This window comes from Shewanella sp. MF05913, from assembly GCF_059758095.1.
On record NZ_JCAYNT010000003.1, the window covers coordinates 40,908 to 59,238 of the forward strand.

The window sequence follows — 18,331 nt, forward strand, 5'->3', positions numbered from 1 at the left end:
TTTAAACATACCGTTAATACGTTAACTAATGATGAGTTAACCTATCAACAATACTCACTTGTCATCACGGTACGATTAAAACCACTCACTCTGCATGTCAAAACTGGTACTGTCGGTGTTAATCAAAATGTTTGACCATAAGTAAATTTCGGGTAATTCGAATCGATAGAAGTATTGAGCGGCTTGCAATTTACCTAGATAAAAATGCACATCCGTTTGATGCGGTTTTTCTGCGAGCGCTTTTGTTGCCACAATGCTTTGCTTTAACCACAACCAGGCGACGATAACATGACCAAATAACTCAAGGTATTTAACCGAGTTAGCTAATGCCAAATCGATATTCTTAGTCGCCATTGCACTTAATACCGCTTCTGTGGTGGTGGTCAAGGTTTCAACCGCTTGACTTAATTGAGTCGAATACTCAAGCAAACCAGGATGTTGCTTGGCTTCATCGATGGTTTTCATCATTTCGCTTATTGTCGCTTTAAACCCTTGCATCTTATTCATGGGTACTTTGCGGGTCATTAAATCCAATGATTGAATGCCTGTAGTACCTTCATGAATGGGATTAAGGCGATTATCGCGATAAAACATTTCAACGGGATGCTCATTTATGTAACCGTGGCCGCCCATCACCTGTATGGCAAGTGAGTTCGCTTTAGGGCCGTATTCTGATGGCCAGGTTTTAATTATGGGGGTTAAAAAATCTAATAGTGTATAGGCGTATTGTCGCTGCGCTTCAGTATCTGCCGTGTGTGAATCGTCACTTAATTGCGTGCCGTATAACACCAATGCCATAGCACCTTCGGAATAGGCTTTTTGAGCCAATAGCATGCGTTTAACATCAGCATGTTCAATGATATTGACCATCGGTGATAATGGATCTTTGCATGATGGTAATCTGCCTTGAGGTCGGTTTTTGGCGTAATCAACAGAGTATTGATATCCCGCAACGGCTATTACCGCCGCGCCAGTACCCACCATAATGCGGGCTTCATTCATCATATGGAACATGTACTTGAGGCCGCAATGCTCTTCACCAACAAGGTAACCCACTGAGCCATTTTGTTCACCAAAACTCAGCGCGGTAGAAGTTTGCGCACGGCCTCCCATTTTATGGAATAACCCCGCTAAGGCGACTTCATTGTCTTTGCCAATTGAACCATCGTCATTGAGTAAAAACTTTGGCACCACAAATAACGAAATCCCTTTTACCCCTTTCGGTGCGCCTTGAATACGCGCCAATACTAAATGAACAATGTTTTCACTTAAGTCGTGATCGCCGCCCGAGATATAAATTTTACTGCCACTAATACGATAAGTGCCATCTTCAGCTTTTACCGCCTTGGTGATCAAATCACCCAGTCCAGAGCCACTGCCAGGCTCGGTCATGGCCATCGTGCCCATAAAGCGGCCTTCTCGCATCGGTTTTACCCAGGTATTGATAAGCTCATCGCTGCCATGTGCTTGCAGCAAATTGGCATTGGCAGTGGTGAGCATGTTGTAACCCATGCCCACGCCGCCAGCGACACTTAAAAACGCCCCTGCAGCACTGGCAATAATAGGCGGTAGTTGCATGCCGCCTAAGTCGTAATCTGCAGTAGCCGAACCAATGCCCGATTCAATCACCGCTGTGATGGCAGTTTTAAGCTCTGGCAGGATATGAACTTTTTTGCCGTCAAAAGTCGGCTGGTCAGTATCAAGCTTTTGTCGAATAGGAAGAAAATGTTTTTCAGCAATGGTTTTCGCTGTGTTAATCACTTCATTAAACGTTTGACGATCATGATCCTGGTAACGTTCACGGCTTGTTAATCCTTCACTGTCAAACAGCTCGTAAAGCATAAACTCGAGATCGCGTTCATTCATTAATGTAGCAGGCATATTATTCTCTTCTTATCTTATAAAAACTCAATCCAATGACCACAGTCAATCTGACTAATAACTAATAACTAATAACTAATGACTACGGACAATAGCAAAGCAACGGGGATTTAAAATGCAGACACACCACCGTCAACCGCGATGCATTGGCCCGTCATGTAGGTGTTGCCAGGGGACAACATCATTAACATGACTGCGACGATTTCTTTAGGTTCACCTAAACGATTCATAGGCGTGCCGCGGGCCATTTTCTTTTGTTTTTCTTCATCAGCAAAATTGGTGACCATAGGCGTTAACGTAAAGAAGGGGCAAATGGCGTTGATACGAATGTTGTCGCGACCGTATTCAACTGCACCGGTTTTGGTTAAACCAATCACCGCATGCTTAGCCATTGAATAAGCACTGCCTCTGGCTGCCCCGCCTAAACCGGCCATCGAACTTACGTTGAGAATAGCACCCTCACCTTGTTTCAACATTTGTGCAATTTGATGGCGCATACCGAATTGAACACCCTTGACGTTAATGGCAAATTGGCTGTCCATAATCGATTCATCAATCATGTGCAGTGGCATAAACTCATGGGCAATACCGGCATTATTGACACCAATATCCACACGGCCAAAATATTCAAGCGCGGTATCGACCATCGCTTTACAAGACTCATCTTTAGAAACATCGCACTTCATCGCGACCACTTCGGCGCCAGTGGCCGCAATATCGTCAGCCACCTTATGTACGCCAGCTTCATTAATGTCACTAATCACGAGTTTGGCACCACGTTTGGCCAGTTCTTGAGAAAGTAATTTGCCAAAACCTTGCGCTGCGCCAGTAATAACGGCAACTTTGCCAGTAAAGTCTAATAATGGATCCATGCGAGTAACTCCTGTAATTGATGGTCTTGTTGTATTTTTTATGATTATTTTGCCCTATGTATTACCTGTAATGCCATTTGGGCGAGCGGTTCCACAAATGATCCCACTTTGTTTGCATGTTCGTTTGATGCATTTCCCTGTGCTGCGCGTTTAGCGACACCTTGAGCAATAGCCGCTAAGCGGAAAAAGCTAAACGCAAGATAAAATGCCCAGTTATCGATGCGATCAATTCCCATTCGTTGACAATATTGTGCAACATATTCTTCTTCTGTAGGGATCCCTAAGCTGGCTCGATCAATATCTTTTAAACCATCGATAGTGCCCATGCCTGCAGGCATACGCAGTTGCATACATTGGTACGCTAAATCAGCAAATGGATGACCCAATGTAGAGAGTTCCCAGTCAAGCAGCGCGATAACCTGCGGGCTGTCTTTAGCAAACATCATATTGTCTAAACGAAAATCACCATGTACTAAACAGACTCTGCCATCATCATTGGGTATATGAGATTCAAGCCACTCAATCAGTTTGTGCATAGCTGGAATAGGTTGAAGTTCGGTGACGTGATATTGCGATACCCAACGGCCCAATTGACGTTCAAAATAGCTACCGGCTTTGCCATAATCGCTTAAACCAACGGCATCAGCATCAACACTGTGTAATGCTGCAAGTACCCTATTCATTTCGCTGTACATGGCACCGCGACGCTCATTTGAATCAATTTCGGCTAGTGATGCACTCCAATACACGGCGCCATCACAAAACTCCATCACATAAAACATGGAGCCGATAATATTGATGTCTTCACAAAGGTGATACACCTTAGCTACTGGTACGTCGCTGCCTTTAAGTGCAGCAAGGACTAGGTATTCACGATCTACAGCGTGGGCAGATTTTAATAACTTACCTGGCGGTTGACGGCGCAGAACATACACGCCCGATTGTGCCGTGATTTTATAAGTAGGATTAGATTGACCACCAGAGAATTTTTCAAGTGTGATAGGCCCAATGAAGCCGTCAACATGTTGCTGTAAATAAGCACTAAGCTGCTCATTATCAATAGAAAATGTATGTGGCATTTAGCAATACTCTTATTGTTAGATTAATGTCGCTGATGCGCAAATGAGGCTATATAAACAGCCATTATGTTTGCTCAATTAAATAGGCCGACACGCCCCAGCGTATGTCGGCCTAATGATGGTTTATTGACTGATTTTTTTTACTAAATCACGCCCAAGTTGCATCATGTGTACTTGATCTGGGCCATCCGCTAAACGAAGCGTACGCTGACCGGCCCATGCATGCGCTAAAAAGGTATCCTGGCTAACACCCACCGCACCATGGCATTGAATGGCACGGTCAATCACATCAAGTGACATGCTCGGAGCAACAATTTTAATCATCGCAATTAAGTCTTTAGCCGCTTTATTACCATCGGTATCCATCTTTTGCGCTGCTTTTAAGGTCATTAAACGCGCTTGTTCAATCTGACAGGCAGATTTAGCAATGTCTTCACGTACCGATTGTTGTTTGATCATCGGTTGACCAAATACAATTCGTTCGCTCACACGCTGACACATTAAATCTAATGCACGCTGTGCAATACCCACAGAACGCATACAGTGATGAATACGGCCAGGGCCTAAACGACCTTGCGCAATTTCAAAACCTTTGCCCTCGGCAACAATAATGTTGTCAACTGGCACACGTACATCGGTAAAGGTCACTTCAGCATGGCCTTCTGGCGAATCGTTATAGCCAAATACTTGCATCGGCCTAACCATTTTCACCCCTGGAGTATTCATTGGCACGAGCACTTGGGATTGCTGAATATAACGATTGGTATTTTCAGGGTCAGTTTTGCCCATAACAATCATGATTTCGCATTGCTTACGACACGCACCGCTGATGTAAAATTTACGGCCGTTAATGACATACTCGTCACCATCACGCACTATGCTTAATTCGATATTAGTTGCATCACTTGATGCGACTTCAGGTTCTGTCATGGCAAAAGCTGAGCGAATTTTGCCTTCCAGCAGCGGCTCTAACCACTGCTTTTTTTGTGCTTCGCTACCGTATTTTGCTAATACTTCCATGTTGCCGGTATCCGGCGCGGCGCAGTTAAACACTTCTGGCGCCCACATCACTTTGCCCATAATTTCGGCTAAAGGTGCATATTCTAAATTGGTTAACCCGCCACTGTATTTGCCATAAGCCACCGGTAGAAATAGATTCCATAAGCCTTGCGCTTTCGCTTTAGCTTTAAGCTCATCCATTAACGGCGGTGTTGACCATGGGTCTTGTGCCACTTGTTGATGCATTTCGTCTTCGTGCGGATAAACATGCTCATCCATAAACTGGCTAACTTGATTAATTAAGCCTTGAACTTTTTCACTGTATTCAAAATTCATATTGTGACCTTTTGATAAATGGAGTGCGTTTTAATCGGGAGAAAAGTCGTGTTAACTCAACGACATTAATGATTTTTTATTGAATGGCTTAATCTCATCAATCGCATTGGTTTTAATTTTATTAACCCACTGCGGATCAACCAATAACGCTCGGCCGATACCGACTAAATCAAATTCGTCATTGTTTAAACGCACTAATAATTCATCAATACCGGTTGGGTTTGAAGTACCAGATAAATCAGCATTACCTTCACCAATAAAGTCATTGTCTAGGCCAACATTACCGACAGTGATCACGGGTTTGTTGGTCAGTTTTTTGGTCCAACCGGCAAGGTTTAAATCAGAACCTTCAAATTCAGGTATCCAAAAACGACGTGTACTGGCATGGAAGATATCAACACCGGCATCACTTAATAAACCTAAAAATATGGCTAACTCTTCAGGGTTTTGGCACAGTTTTGCGCTGTAATTTTGTTGTTTCCACTGAGAGAAACGGAAGATAATGGTAAAATCCTCACCTACGGCTGCACGGATTGCTTTAACGATTTCAACACCAAAACGGGTGCGATTTTCTAGCGATCCACCATATTTGTCGTCACGTTGGTTAGTGCCTTCCCAGAAGAACTGATCCACTAAGTAACCATGTGCGCCATGCACTTCGATGGCATCAAAGCCGACATTCTTTGCATCGAGCGCCGCTTGAGCAAATGAAGCAACAACCTCATCAATGTCATCCTGTGTCATGGCAACGCCATTTGCTGCGCCAGGTTTGTACAAACCTGATGGGCTGTATGCTGGCATTTCTTTATCAGGACCCACTCCAGGTTTTCTCACCGCGCCAACATGCCAAAGTTGTGGTGCAATTTTGCCACCTGCAGCATGCACTTCATCGACGACATGCTTCCAACCCGCTAAGGCTTGTTCACCAAAAATGGCCGGCACATTTTCATAACCGTTGGCGGCTTTATGCGAAATAAAAGTGCCTTCAGTAATAATTAACCCTACGTCGCCTTCAGCACGGCGGCGGTAATACGCGGCAACCTCAGCATTGGGGATATAGTTTGGTGAAAAGGCACGGGTCATTGGTGCCATTACAGTTTTGTTTTTAAGCGATAAAGATTTATTTGAAAACGATTCAAATAGCTTGTTGATGCTGGTGTTTTGAGTGCTAGACATTATAAATTCCTATCGAGATATTCGTTTTATTTTTTGTATTTTTAAAGCATTAACCAATCAAATAGCCACCATCAACATTGATGGCAGTACCTGTGGTGTAACTTGATGCGTTTGAGGCAAGATACAACACGGTACCTGCCATTTCGTCAGGCTGCGCGACGCGCTTCATCGGCACGTGATGCATCATTTGTTTTAAAATAGCTGGGTTATCAACGAGTGCTGAAGCAAATTTGGTGTCGGTACCGCCAGGGAGTAAGGCATTAACACGAATATTAAATTGGGCACATTCTTTGGCGAAAGCTTGAGTCATTGAAATAACCGCTGCTTTGGTGACGGAATAAATGCCTTGATAATCACCCGGGATCACGCCATTAACCGAAGCGACGTTAACGATTGAACCGCCGCCACTGGCCTTCATTAATCTGGCACCGTTGGTCGACATAAAAAAGTAACCGCGAATGTTTACATCAACAGTTTTTTGAAATGCGGCCAAATCAGTATCAATAATATGACCAAAATAAGGGTTGGCTGCAGCATTGTTAACCAAAATATCTAGCTTGCCATGTTGCTCTGTAATCGCTGCAAAAATGGCGTCAATTTGCGCTAACTCACCAATATGACAGGCTATTGCCTGAGCACTGCCGCCGGCTTTGATTATCTCATCAACCACGGCCTGACATGCGTCAATTTTTCGGCTCGATACAATGACATGCGCCCCATATTGGGCTAACGTTTTAGCGACACTCTCACCAATACCACGGCTAGCACCTGTGACTAACGCGACTTTCCCTGTTAAATCAAATAAATTAGCAGTATTCATTTTTTATCCTTGTTGTATTGAGGTTCTAATTCAACAGCAGCATTAACGAGGCGTTGAAAGTGTGAGTTTATGCTTATCTAAAGGTAATCCATTCATCGCCCATTACTTCTAAATGACTGTAGTTATTGAAGTAATCTACACTTAACATATTTTCCGAAAACAACAGTTTCGTCACACTGGTATTTCTGGTTTGTTGATTAATCGCCAATGTTTGCTGGTCGCTTAGTTGCAATATGTGCTGCATTATTGTCGAAATGGTGCCGCCCGAGGTAAACACCAAAATATCTTTAGGATGCTTTGCATCATTGGTGGTGTGCGTGAGTACGCGTTTTTTTGCCAGTTCTTGTTCAATAATATTCTGCAATGCACGAATACAACGGCTTTTAAACTGCGGCCAACTTTCTTTGTATTCCAAATCATGCTGGCCACTCATCCAACGATTTAATGCCTGATAAAATTCTTTGTGAAGCACTTTATTGGGTTCTTCAAACTGCTGAAGCGTTTCATTTTTTTCAGCAAAATGAAGCCATTCACCATTAAACTTTTGCAAAATATCAACGTGGTCGAATTCATTAAACCCCGAATGGATAACCATCGGAGTGGTGTTAATATCCAACCCTTTAGCAAAATGACTTAACGTTTGGCCATGGCGTAATAAGTCACCACAATAAAATTTGCTTGGCTTAACTCTTGTGCGCCAATATTGACCCAGCAAGGAAGCTTGCTCACAACCTTTGTCTGATAATTGGTCATAATCGGTACTGCCAAAAGAAGCTTGTCCGTGTCTAATCAAATATATCGCAGCCATTGAGTGTCTCTAACGTTATAAAAATCATGACTTGAACAACATCGTGTTAGGTAATGCCAATAACTAAAACCAGTTACACGCGAGTTGCCGTTTAGATCCTGCACATTCACTACTGCGATTGCTTACAACAAGGTTAAGTTGAATAATTAACCGGATCCGAATCTACTTGACTATGCTAATCCCAAGTTCTAAATTGAACAAATGAATAGTTCTAATATCCTACTATTAACCATTTAAATAGTACGGGATGAATAAAAAGCATATTGGATAGGTGCGGTATTACGACTTAATTCAATGGAGTGAATATGAAAATTGATTTGAATTTGTTTGTAGTTTTTGATGCCATATATTGCGAAGGCAATATCACCAAAGCGGCATCGGTACTAAATTTGTCACAACCGGCTGTGAGTCACTCATTAGGTAAATTACGTAATCATTTCGATGACCCTTTGTTTATCCGTCAGGGTAACGAGATGCGCCCGACTCCCGTGGCAAAAAATGTCATTGATGATGTCCGAGAAGCACTGCATCAATTACAAGTCTGCCTGGTTCAGTCAAGACAATTTGAACCTCTTACCTCTCGCAAAAGCTTTTCATTGTCTTTACACGGATCATTAGAGCCTTACTATTTACCCATTTTGCAAGAAAGCTTATCGGTAGAATCTCCTGCCATTCACTTAAACAGTAATAAGCGGGTTAACCGCAGTGAGTTAGAAAACAAATTAGCCAGCGGTGATATCGATTTAGCCATCGATGCATTGATCCCAGTGAGTAATAATATTCGTCACACGCAACTGCAACTAGATGAACTCGTGGTTGTTGCACGTAAAGAACATCCCGCGTTGACACATAATTTAGATTTAGAGACCTACTTAGCATTAGATCATGTTTTGGTTTCTTCGCGTTCGACTGGGCCTGGTATGGAAGATTTTGAGTTATCGAGAATGGGTTACCATCGCCGCATATCACTACGATGTCAGCAAGCCTTATCAGCATGTAAGGTAATATTAAACAATGACATGCTATTAACTCTACCAAAGACTGCTGCAATGATGTACAGCGAAATGTTAGATATTGCGGTATACCCTATGCCGGTAGAATTACCCGATATAGGCGTACATTTATATTGGCATGTAAATGTTGATAAAGAACCTGCCAATAAATGGCTGAGAAATAAAATGATTATTGCAGCGTCTAATGCCGTAAAAAAATAGTGCAGTAAAAATAAGGTTGAATAATAAAAAAAGACATCTCACTTACGTTGCAGATGTCTTTTCGTTTTCATTAATACAATAATATACCAAAGCATCGCTATTAGTTTTTAATTGATTTTGATATTTTGCGAACTTGGGATGGGCAATTTTACATTCAACGCTACACTCATTCTAATCAGCATTTTAACTGGGCTGATTGGCTTACTGAGGTAATCGACTCCACCGGCTTCAAATGCTTGAATTTCAAAAATAAGATCTTTGTAGCCCGAGATAAAAATCACAGGAATACTCGCAAAGCGTTGTTCAGACTTAATTCTTTTGCACAGTTCGAAACCTGAAATATCGGGTAAATCTACGTCTAATAAAATAATATCAACATCGTGTAATTGCAGCAGGTTATAACCCTCTTCCGCTGTTTCAGCAACAAATACTGCCATGGTCGATTCAAGCATAGTCGTCATCACTTCAATTGATGAACTCTCATCATCAATAATTAATACTTTAGCGAGCTTTTCTGTACTCATTCATTGATCTCTATTGCACTGTTATTTTTATGGGTAAAAAAATATCTTTTTTACTGTGTTTTTTTATGTAGTTGTGCATTTTAGCTTTCGATATGGCTTGAGAGTAATAATAACCTTGTGCAAAACCACAGTGTTGATCCTTCAAAAATGCCACTTGCGATGCGGTTTCAACACCTTCGCAAATAATCTTTAATTTAAGGTTTTTTACTAAAGCGATAATCGTATTGAGTAAGGTTTGATCTTCAACATTACTAGAATTGATGTCATCAATAAACGTTTTATCAATTTTGACGGTTTCAAACTTAAACTTTTTTAATGAATAAATTGATGAATAACCCGTACCAAAATCATCAAGCATCAGTCTAAAACCACACTCGACTAGGCGAGCAATATTGACGATAACAAACTGATTATTTTCGAAAATCAAGGTTTCGGTGATTTCAATCTTTAACAAGGGGACAAATTGTGGAAATCTTAGTGCGATCATCTCAAGTTGTTTGATAATCACTTCAGAAAGTAGCTGGTACGAAGATAAATTAATTGAAATTGGTATCATTACCCCATGTGATTCGAGCATTCTAAGCTGAGTAACTACCTGATTAATAATGGTTACACCCAAACCTATCAGCAACACATCTTGTTCGATAGAAGGCATAAAATAGCTAGGCGGTAAAATTTCATTCTTGTCATTACAATAACGAGCTAAGGCTTCAAACGACACTAACTCACCGGTATCAACATCATGGATCGGTTGAAAGTAAGGAATAATCTTTTTATCGGCTAATGCTTTTTCGACAATTTTAATGATTTTTTGGTGTTTATCTTCGGTTTTTTTGTGGTTTAAATCAAAGAAAGCAAAGTTATTTCGACCATTTTGTTTCGCAATATACATGGCACTGTCGGCCGCTTTTAACAGATATTCTTGGTCAACCGCGTCATCGGGATAAACCGACACACCAATGCTACAAGTACAAGTGTAAATCAATTCATTTAATGTATAGGGTTTAGATAATTCATTAATAGCTCTTAACGCAATACGCTCAAAACATTCAAGATTTTCATCAGATTGAATCACCGCTACAAATTCATCACCACCCACTCTAGCGACTAAATCTTGTTTTTTAAAGCAGCCAACCAAACGCTCACTCACATGTTTAAGTAATAAATCACCGTAATCATGGCCATACTCGTCGTTTAAATATTTAAAGCGATCTAAATCAATATAAAACACACACAATTTTTCACCCAGCCTTTGGGCCGAATCATACATCTCTTTAAATTTTTCGTTAAAGCTCATGCGGTTAGATAAACCAGTCAAACTGTCGGTATATGCCGCTTTAGACAAAGATTGTTCTATTGAAACCTGTTGGGTTACATCATCTAATATATGCAAATATTGCTTTTCTTGAGTTTCTTCATCAAAAATGACATTGATATGTACTTTACAGCAGATGATTTCAGGCTCACCATTTTTGTACATCCTGATGCATTCTAAACGCTCACTGATATCATTTCTTTCGGTTGCTAACATAGCTAATAAGTCTTTCAATTTGGCATGAGACTTTTGTGTATAAAGCATGCCATCATTCTTACCCATGACTTCTTTAAATGAACGACTTAGCAAATTCACAAAACTTGGGTTGATCGAAACAATATTACAATGTTGGTCGGTAATGTATATCGCATGAGTCGAATGCATATACACGCTACGATAAAGGTTAAAGTCTTTGTTTAGTGAGTGATAACTGTCCAAAGGAAAAAAACAAAAATTGTACAACGAGATCTCATCACCCAGAGAGTCGAGTTCGTTAACACTCTTGAAGTTAGCAACAAACTTTTTTATTGCACCATTGCATATTATTTGTAACTCGATGTATTCCTTGTCATTATTAGTTACCCAGGCGAGAAAATTGGACACGTTTGAATTGACTAAAGCCGTTAAGACGATACTTTTTTTGCCCATAGGCGACATCGTTAATGCACGGCCGAACATGTTTCTCGCAACATCATTAAAACCGACAATTTCAAGTTTATGTGTTGTTGAAATACATGGAATACCAATTCCGTTATATCGCTCCAAAATCTCTCCTTAATTTTTACTACGGTACAACAATTATTTATTACTTAACTAAATAGACGCTTTAATCAGTCTCATCATCTTAGTATCAGGTCAACGCCTTTACGCGCCAGGGTATTACTCGGCAGCAAAAAGTGTCACCAACATTTTCTTAGGTAGCCCAGTCGCATCGTTTAATTCATAGATAGTATGGTTTGCATAGACGCTGATAAAATCATTACTGTTTTTTTGCTTCATTGCGTATTTAGCGGGGAAACACTCTCCGACCATTGACCGTGAGACTTTATCAACCATGCCTTTAAACGCAATCGCATCTTTAGTATTAAATAACGTAAATAGCTTTTCATCTGCTAAAGCGTTGATAACGACTTCTGAATACCCCAACAGCTTTTGGAATGCAGCATTAATATATTCAATTTGTAATTTTTCGATATCTAATACAAACGACGCCGTTAATGTATTATTTAACAAGTAAGTGATGGTGTCTTTATAAACGACCTGTTCTTTTTCTTTCATCACCGAGCCAGTTATATCTCGAATGGTGCCCATCACTCTTGTGGCTTGCTTCAAGTCATTAAATGACACAACCGCCTCTAACGACATAATACTAATATTTCGGTCAACATCCAAAGCTTCAAAAATAAAGGGTTGAGTCGCTTTATTGTGTAATAAATTGGTTAATTGCTCTTCCAGGCGGCTTCGATACTCACCAGAAGCTAGGCCTATAAATGCCTCATAAGAAGGATGGAACACTTCTTTATCCAAACCAAAGAGTTCATAACAACCGTTACTCCACTCGAGTTTACGTGATGAGATATCCCAAAACCACGACCCCATTTTAGCGGATTTTTCCGCTTCATGAAGTAGAGTATTTGAATGCTGTAACTCAACTTTTAATCCATCAAGCTCAATTCGTTGATGCTCACGATCTTCATAAGCCATGCGCAATTCAGCGTAGGCCGTTTGTAATTCTTCATTGGTTGATTGAAGTTCTTCGTTGGTCGTCTCGAGTTCTTCATTGGAGCTTTGCAATTCCTCGTTTGAGCTTTGCAGCTCTTCATTCATGGATTGCATTTCCTCGTTGGAGGTTTCTAGTTCTTCAATTACATTTTGTAACTGCTCTTTGGTTTTGGCTAACAAACGTTGCTGTTCTAATGCAATCGCCTGATTTGAAGTATCTTGATTCTCGCTTGCGAGCAATGGAATATTTTCAGGTTGTTCTATTTGCGAGAAAATCAGGGTCAAACTGCCTAACGGTCCTTCTCTTTTAATCGATAATAAAACAAGCTTAACCCAGACATTATTACCATTTAAATTAAAAGCTTGATAACCCGTATCAGCTACCATTTGCCCATTTTGAATTTTATGAAAAGCACTGCGCAAATCAATGGATAGCTGTGGATGGAGATTTTTAAAGATATTATTCGATGGTAGCCCTGTTGGGCGAACCAAAAGCACATTATCACCTTGTGTAAAGATAATATCCTGATTCTCATTTAATAAAATCGCATTTGGTAGCACATACTCACGCAACGTTTCAGAAATGATGTTTGTTAATTCTGCATCAATTTTAGTGCGATTATTCTGCGATGTTAATACCGGTTTTAGCTCTTGAATATTGTTAGTTGATAATCCTAAACCGCGCGTAGTTTTACGCTCCGGAGGTAATTGTTTACCTACAAAAAGCGTTTCATAAATTTTACCCGTTTTAGATAATGGTCGATATTGCTCTTGAAACACACCAATAGATTCTGACTGCCCTAGCATCAATAACCCTTTCGGATTGAGGGCGTAATGGAACATTGGCAATATTTGACGCTGAAGCTCAACCGTAAAGTAAATCATCAAATTACGACAAGTAATCAAATCAAGACGCAAAAATGGTGGGTCATTGTTAACATCATGAACCGAAAATATGACTTTGGATTTAATTGGTTTTATGACTTCATATTGCTCGCTATTGAGAACAAAATATTTATTTTTGATTGAGCGAGGAATAAAGTTTAATGCGGTTTCTGGGTAAACCGCTAAACGGGCAAAATTGATTGAGTTTTGATCGATATCAGTGGCAAAAATTTGAATTTTATAATCATCAATCTTATCACCAAGAATTTCACTTAGTAAGATAGCGAGTGTATAGGGCTCTTCGCCAGTAGAACAAGCAACACACCAAAACCGTAACGATTTATTGGATTTGTTTTGAATGTAATTCGTCAATTCACGTTGTAAATTTTCAAATGCACGTGGATCTCTAAAAAAAGAAGTCACCCCAATCAGCATGTCATTAAACAAGTAATTAACTTCATCTTTATTCTGTTTAAGATGAGCCAAATAATCTGCCGAATGATGAATTTTTAAAGATGTCATTCGTCGTTCAATTCTGCGTAAGATAGTATTTTCTTTGTAGAGAGAAAAATCAACATTACAGCGTGCTTTAAGTTGCTTGATAATACCGTGATAGGTTTCACGCGGCATGGTGCCATCATCATCTATGCCAGTATTTCGAGGGAAGTGAATGATGTTTTTTAATTCGTGACCAATTTCTGTCGCCTGCAAAATAAGGTCTACATGACCCGAATTAATCGCCGAATTGGGCATGCCGTCATATTTAGCATCCTTAGGATCTTGAACAATGCCGAAACCGTTTTCGCCTTTTATCGCTCTGATCCCACGACTGCCATCGGTACCGGTGCCGGATAACACAACACCAATGGCAAAGTCATTTTTATGCTCTGCAATAGATTCAAATAGCATATCAACTGAAGGTCGAGGCGAAGTGTGTCTATTTTCGGGATAACTTAACAGCTTAATTCGGTCATTGGCGGTGATTTCAATGTTTGAATTTGGCGGGCAAATATACACCTTGTTAGGTTCTATTGGCGCATTATCAATAGCAGTGACTACCGAAATGGTTGATTCTTTTTCAAGCAATTCGGTCATCATGCTTTTATAAGAGGGTGACAAATGTTGTGCAACAACCAACGCCATTCCAATATCGGTAGGCATATTTGATAAAAGAGATTGAAGTGCTTCAAGCCCACCGGCACTGGCGCCGACACCGACTACGATTAATTTAGGCGGTTTGTTATTGGTGCTAGTCTTTAAATCCGGTAGCTGCTCTTCTAACATTAATAAACTCCATTTGTAATGCCATGCTTTTCTGGTATTGAACGTAATATATACCCAATCAACTTGAAGATACGTGTTTCAGAACTTTACCGTGTTTTCAATACTAGGCGCGTTAATGCGATAATGTAGGTACCTTATAAATTAACTCAACAACGCTCTTGATTTAATAATCAGGGGAACACGGTGAAACTCCCAAAGGGCAAGTTTTACATGTGTTTATGCTGCGGCTTTTGTTAATTTAGCTGATTTTGGTAAGGGAACAACCATTACCCGCAATCAATCCCTTACCTAAACGCGTGTAAATTCTTGCTGAAATCGAGCATCTTCAGGTTGTTTTAGTATTGATATAATACTATAAAATAAAACCCTGTAATATTAAAATCACTTATATTTTGTTAACAAACTCTAACGGTTTTAGTAAATTAATCACGAGTGTTAATTCTTTATTCACGGTATCAATACTGACGGTTATATTTTGTTCAAAATGATCAATAACTCGAATCAATTCCACTGCGCCTATGTTGGCCGCTGCACTTTTAAGTTTATGAAAAAATCGATGTTGCTCAGCTTTTGTTAATGCTTGATGATTATCTTCAGTAAGTGAAAGAACATATGGTTTATACACTCGAATAAACGCATTTAACACTCGCAAATAAGCGGCCTCTCCCACCCATTCGTGTACACCACCACTAAGATCAAAAGATGGATGTTGCGCAAGTTGTGATATTGAGTTGATTAAATGCGGGTTATCACTGACCAAAGCAGTTTGCTGATGCTGTATTGATGAAGCGTCTTGTTGCGGTACCCAAAACGAGATAATGGTGTCGATAAGCAGATTACTTTCTACCGGTTTTTGTAAAAACGCGTTAAACAACGCCGTTTTATCAGATGAGAGATCATTAAGCTCTGTATCGCCCGTTAGGGCAATAATGGGTAACACGTCAAATGAGCTGAATTGTCTAATTTGTTGGGTTGCAGAAATGCCATCAAGTATAGGCATTTGAATGTCCATTAAGACAATGTCATAGTGTTTGTATTTAATTTGGGAAAGTGCTTTTTCACCGTCATCAACGCAATCTAAGCTGAGCCCAACGTTTTGTAATACCGCTTTAATAACAAATTGCTGAGTTAAACTATCATCCGCAAGTAAAATAGAAGGGACACCATAACGAGCGATGACCTGACTTAAATCTATTTCAATTCGATTTTGCTCAGACATTATGTATCAAGCTATCGGTAAAAAATATCATTGTGTCACTTCCTCTATTTTTCTTATTATGCTTTATCTTTAATCATACTATATGATTATAGTCGTTAGCATAAGTGCCAATTAGATAAATATAGAGTCATCGTAACCCCCTGTGTCAGGATACATTGAACTCAACAACCTCACATTAAAGGGCAAAATTGCCCTTTAATTCGCAAATCTTATTGGATATGTTTTTCAAAGAAAGCTAATGTTCTTTTCCACGCAAGCTCAGCATTCGCTTCATCAAAGCGTGCGGTTGAGTCATTATGAAAACCATGATTAGCTTTGTCGTACATGTGCATGGTGAAAGGCACTTTAGCTGCCATTAAGTCTTGCTCGTATTCTGGCCACGTGGCATTTACACGCTCATCAAGTTCTGCTAACTGAATTAATAATGGCGTTTTGATATTGGCTCTTAATGCTTTGGCTGCGGGTGTACCATAAAAAGGCACGCCAGCTTGCAATAAATCAGGTTTAACTGCAGCAAGATAATTAACGATATACCCACCAAAACAAAAACCAACCGCCCCTAACTTGCCATTACTGCGTGGATTGGCCTTTAAAAATTCAGCTGCAGCAACAAAATCTTGCTCAATTTTAGTTCTGTCTAATGTGCTCTGCTTTTGCCGGCCTTCATCGTCATTACCAGGATATCCTCCTAATGGAAACAAAGCATCGGGGGCCAACGCAATATACCCAGCTTTGGCTAAGCGCCTGGCGACATCTTCAATGTAGGGGTTTAAACCACGATTTTCATGTACCACCAATACAACAGGCAACAACCCTTCTTTGTTGGTAAGTTGAACATTGGTAGGCTCGACCAGATAACCTCGCCCTTTGCCGTGACCTAACGGTGAGTCAAATTGCACATAAGTCGCTTTAATATCGTCATCATTAAACGATACCTGTTCTGCTAACGCATAATTGGGCAGTAAAGCGGACGTTAATACACTCATTGAATAACCTAGCGCCACTAACGAACCAAGATTAGCGATAAAGGTTCGACGGTCCATGCCGCCATGCGCATAGGAGTCATACCAATCAAACGCTTCTTGGGGTATTGATTTAGACGTGTCTTTCAAAATGAGATCCCTCTAATAGTTAGTTTCACCAATGCAATATTAGCTTACACCGTAATATCACTATTTCAAATTTATCATACGCTGAAAAGATAGTTTAGGTTCAACACGAAAAATCCATCCGTTTTAAGAGGATAAGAGCAATAAAAGGTTGTTTCGGTGGGTTAATTAACCAAGAAACGAACACTGAATATGATAGATGAAAACGTTGAAGTAAATGATACCATTCCGCGTTAACAAGTGATGACTCAGCAAGAGTGTAAAAGGGCCTAAACAAGGCGAATGACTGAATGAATAGTGGTTATCTTTCGAAGTCATGCATCGCAGTGTAAGCAGATGGGGATTACATATATCTAAAAACAAAAAAGCCCTGATAATTCAGGGCTTTTTTGTAACTGAGGCTATAACTGAAACGTTATCTTCTCGAGGCTTGACGATTACTTACCCCAAGGATTACTTGGATCGGACGATACTGCTCGGCTTGGTTTAGATGAACTATCACCATCACGACGGTATGAATTAGATGATTGACCTGCGCCGGCGCGGTTATCATAACCAGAATTCTTTCTATTACCTTGCGGCCTACCTGAACCTCGTGGTCCATTAGCATTGCGGTTAGTTTCAAAGTTTTCTGCGGCTAGCTCATGCATTCTTGCGATAGACTCAAAGGTCAATTCCATTGGTTTACGCGGCATAATGCCTGGAGCAAAACCACGTTCACGCGGTTTAAGGTCAAACTGTGCACCCACGGCTTTAGGCATACGCTTGTAACGGTACAGATAAAAGTGCTCAACTTTTTCTCTCGCCCATTCGGTTTTCTTTAAAAACTTAAGGCAACCTTCAATAGACGGATTCAAGTGGAAGCATTCAAGTTTTAACGCTGCGTATAAAATTTTCCAATCGTAACATTCAACCAGCTCGGTAATTAATGTCTCAAGCTTAAGTCCATGTAATGGATTGTTTTGTTGTTCTTCTACCATGGGTATTTCCAATTCTGTCTTGCCTGCCAATTCGGCATTTATGCATATAGTATCAACAAAGTCGCTTACACTGCGACTAAATCTGATATTTTTGAGTTCTGTTATATA

Annotated in this window: 14 protein-coding genes; 1 reads left to right on the forward strand and 13 read right to left on the reverse strand. The window is 40.2% G+C overall.

The features are described from left to right. Window positions 1-75 precede the first annotated feature (75 nt). From AC19MV_RS05930 to AC19MV_RS05960, 7 genes are all read right to left on the reverse strand, one after another. Window positions 76-1,881, reverse strand: a complete 1,806-nt coding sequence (locus AC19MV_RS05930) for an acyl-CoA dehydrogenase (protein ID WP_498306334.1) — start codon at window positions 1,879-1,881, stop codon at window positions 76-78. A 110-nt stretch (window positions 1,882-1,991) separates the two neighbouring features. Then, the gene (locus AC19MV_RS05935; protein ID WP_432400285.1) at window positions 1,992-2,753 is read right to left on the reverse strand and encodes an SDR family NAD(P)-dependent oxidoreductase; all 762 of its coding nucleotides are present in this window, start codon (window positions 2,751-2,753) and stop codon (window positions 1,992-1,994) included. A 44-nt stretch (window positions 2,754-2,797) separates the two neighbouring features. Next, window positions 2,798-3,832 carry a phosphotransferase family protein gene (locus AC19MV_RS05940; RefSeq protein WP_498306336.1) on the reverse strand — a complete coding sequence of 345 codons (1,035 nt, stop codon included), beginning with the start codon at window positions 3,830-3,832 and terminating at the stop codon, window positions 2,798-2,800. A gap of 123 nt (window positions 3,833-3,955) precedes the next feature. Beyond that, window positions 3,956-5,167 (reverse strand): acyl-CoA dehydrogenase family protein, encoded by a 1,212-nt coding sequence (locus AC19MV_RS05945; RefSeq protein ID WP_498306338.1) that lies wholly within the window; start codon window positions 5,165-5,167, stop codon window positions 3,956-3,958. A gap of 51 nt (window positions 5,168-5,218) precedes the next feature. Next, window positions 5,219-6,343: an NADH:flavin oxidoreductase gene (locus AC19MV_RS05950; protein ID WP_498306340.1), complete on the reverse strand. Its 1,125-nt coding sequence runs from the start codon at window positions 6,341-6,343 to the stop codon at window positions 5,219-5,221. Window positions 6,344-6,392: 49 nt separating this feature from the next. Beyond that, window positions 6,393-7,163, reverse strand: coding sequence for an SDR family oxidoreductase (locus AC19MV_RS05955; protein WP_498306342.1), 771 nt, complete (start codon window positions 7,161-7,163; stop codon window positions 6,393-6,395). 73 nt (window positions 7,164-7,236) lie between these two features. Then, window positions 7,237-7,971: a histidine phosphatase family protein gene (locus AC19MV_RS05960; protein ID WP_498306344.1), complete on the reverse strand. Its 735-nt coding sequence runs from the start codon at window positions 7,969-7,971 to the stop codon at window positions 7,237-7,239. A gap of 305 nt (window positions 7,972-8,276) precedes the next feature. Here AC19MV_RS05960 and AC19MV_RS05965 point away from each other — a divergent pair, with 305 nt between their 5' ends. Next, window positions 8,277-9,185 carry a LysR family transcriptional regulator gene (locus AC19MV_RS05965; RefSeq protein ID WP_498306346.1) on the forward strand — a complete coding sequence of 303 codons (909 nt, stop codon included), beginning with the start codon at window positions 8,277-8,279 and terminating at the stop codon, window positions 9,183-9,185. A 107-nt stretch (window positions 9,186-9,292) separates the two neighbouring features. Here AC19MV_RS05965 and AC19MV_RS05970 read toward each other — a convergent pair whose 3' ends face one another. From AC19MV_RS05970 to AC19MV_RS05995, 6 genes are all read right to left on the reverse strand, one after another. After that, the gene (locus tag AC19MV_RS05970) at window positions 9,293-9,709 is read right to left on the reverse strand and encodes a response regulator (protein WP_498306348.1); all 417 of its coding nucleotides are present in this window, start codon (window positions 9,707-9,709) and stop codon (window positions 9,293-9,295) included. A 10-nt stretch (window positions 9,710-9,719) separates the two neighbouring features. Further along, window positions 9,720-11,789 (reverse strand): sensor domain-containing protein, encoded by a 2,070-nt coding sequence (locus tag AC19MV_RS05975; RefSeq protein WP_498306350.1) that lies wholly within the window; start codon window positions 11,787-11,789, stop codon window positions 9,720-9,722. A 114-nt stretch (window positions 11,790-11,903) separates the two neighbouring features. After that, complete coding sequence (locus AC19MV_RS05980; RefSeq protein ID WP_498306352.1) at window positions 11,904-14,915, reverse strand: chemotaxis protein CheB; 3,012 nt, start codon at window positions 14,913-14,915, stop codon at window positions 11,904-11,906. 385 nt (window positions 14,916-15,300) lie between these two features. Continuing rightward, the gene (locus AC19MV_RS05985) at window positions 15,301-16,134 is read right to left on the reverse strand and encodes a response regulator (RefSeq protein WP_498306354.1); all 834 of its coding nucleotides are present in this window, start codon (window positions 16,132-16,134) and stop codon (window positions 15,301-15,303) included. A gap of 209 nt (window positions 16,135-16,343) precedes the next feature. Further along, a complete protein-coding gene (locus AC19MV_RS05990; RefSeq protein ID WP_498306356.1) occupies window positions 16,344-17,246 on the reverse strand; it encodes a dienelactone hydrolase family protein in 903 nt (300 codons plus the stop codon). A gap of 434 nt (window positions 17,247-17,680) precedes the next feature. Then, window positions 17,681-18,223 (reverse strand): VF530 family protein, encoded by a 543-nt coding sequence (locus tag AC19MV_RS05995; protein ID WP_432400267.1) that lies wholly within the window; start codon window positions 18,221-18,223, stop codon window positions 17,681-17,683. Window positions 18,224-18,331: the final 108 nt, after the last annotated feature.

Excerpts from the sequence above, each read along its gene's own strand:
- AC19MV_RS05930 (WP_498306334.1), bottom strand. The coding sequence starts at position 1,881 with ATGCCTGCTACATTAATGAATGAACGCGATCTCGAGTTTATGCTTTAC.
- AC19MV_RS05935 (WP_432400285.1), bottom strand. The coding sequence starts at position 2,753 with ATGGATCCATTATTAGACTTTACTGGCAAAGTTGCCGTTATTACTGGC.
- AC19MV_RS05940 (WP_498306336.1), bottom strand. The coding sequence starts at position 3,832 with ATGCCACATACATTTTCTATTGATAATGAGCAGCTTAGTGCTTATTTA.
- AC19MV_RS05945 (WP_498306338.1), bottom strand. The coding sequence starts at position 5,167 with ATGAATTTTGAATACAGTGAAAAAGTTCAAGGCTTAATTAATCAAGTT.
- AC19MV_RS05950 (WP_498306340.1), bottom strand. The coding sequence starts at position 6,343 with ATGTCTAGCACTCAAAACACCAGCATCAACAAGCTATTTGAATCGTTT.
- AC19MV_RS05955 (WP_498306342.1), bottom strand. The coding sequence starts at position 7,163 with ATGAATACTGCTAATTTATTTGATTTAACAGGGAAAGTCGCGTTAGTC.
- AC19MV_RS05960 (WP_498306344.1), bottom strand. The coding sequence starts at position 7,971 with ATGGCTGCGATATATTTGATTAGACACGGACAAGCTTCTTTTGGCAGT.
- AC19MV_RS05965 (WP_498306346.1), top strand. The coding sequence starts at position 8,277 with ATGAAAATTGATTTGAATTTGTTTGTAGTTTTTGATGCCATATATTGC.
- AC19MV_RS05970 (WP_498306348.1), bottom strand. The coding sequence starts at position 9,709 with ATGAGTACAGAAAAGCTCGCTAAAGTATTAATTATTGATGATGAGAGT.
- AC19MV_RS05980 (WP_498306352.1), bottom strand. The coding sequence starts at position 14,915 with ATGTTAGAAGAGCAGCTACCGGATTTAAAGACTAGCACCAATAACAAA.
- AC19MV_RS05985 (WP_498306354.1), bottom strand. The coding sequence starts at position 16,134 with ATGTCTGAGCAAAATCGAATTGAAATAGATTTAAGTCAGGTCATCGCT.
- AC19MV_RS05995 (WP_432400267.1), bottom strand. The coding sequence starts at position 18,223 with ATGGTAGAAGAACAACAAAACAATCCATTACATGGACTTAAGCTTGAG.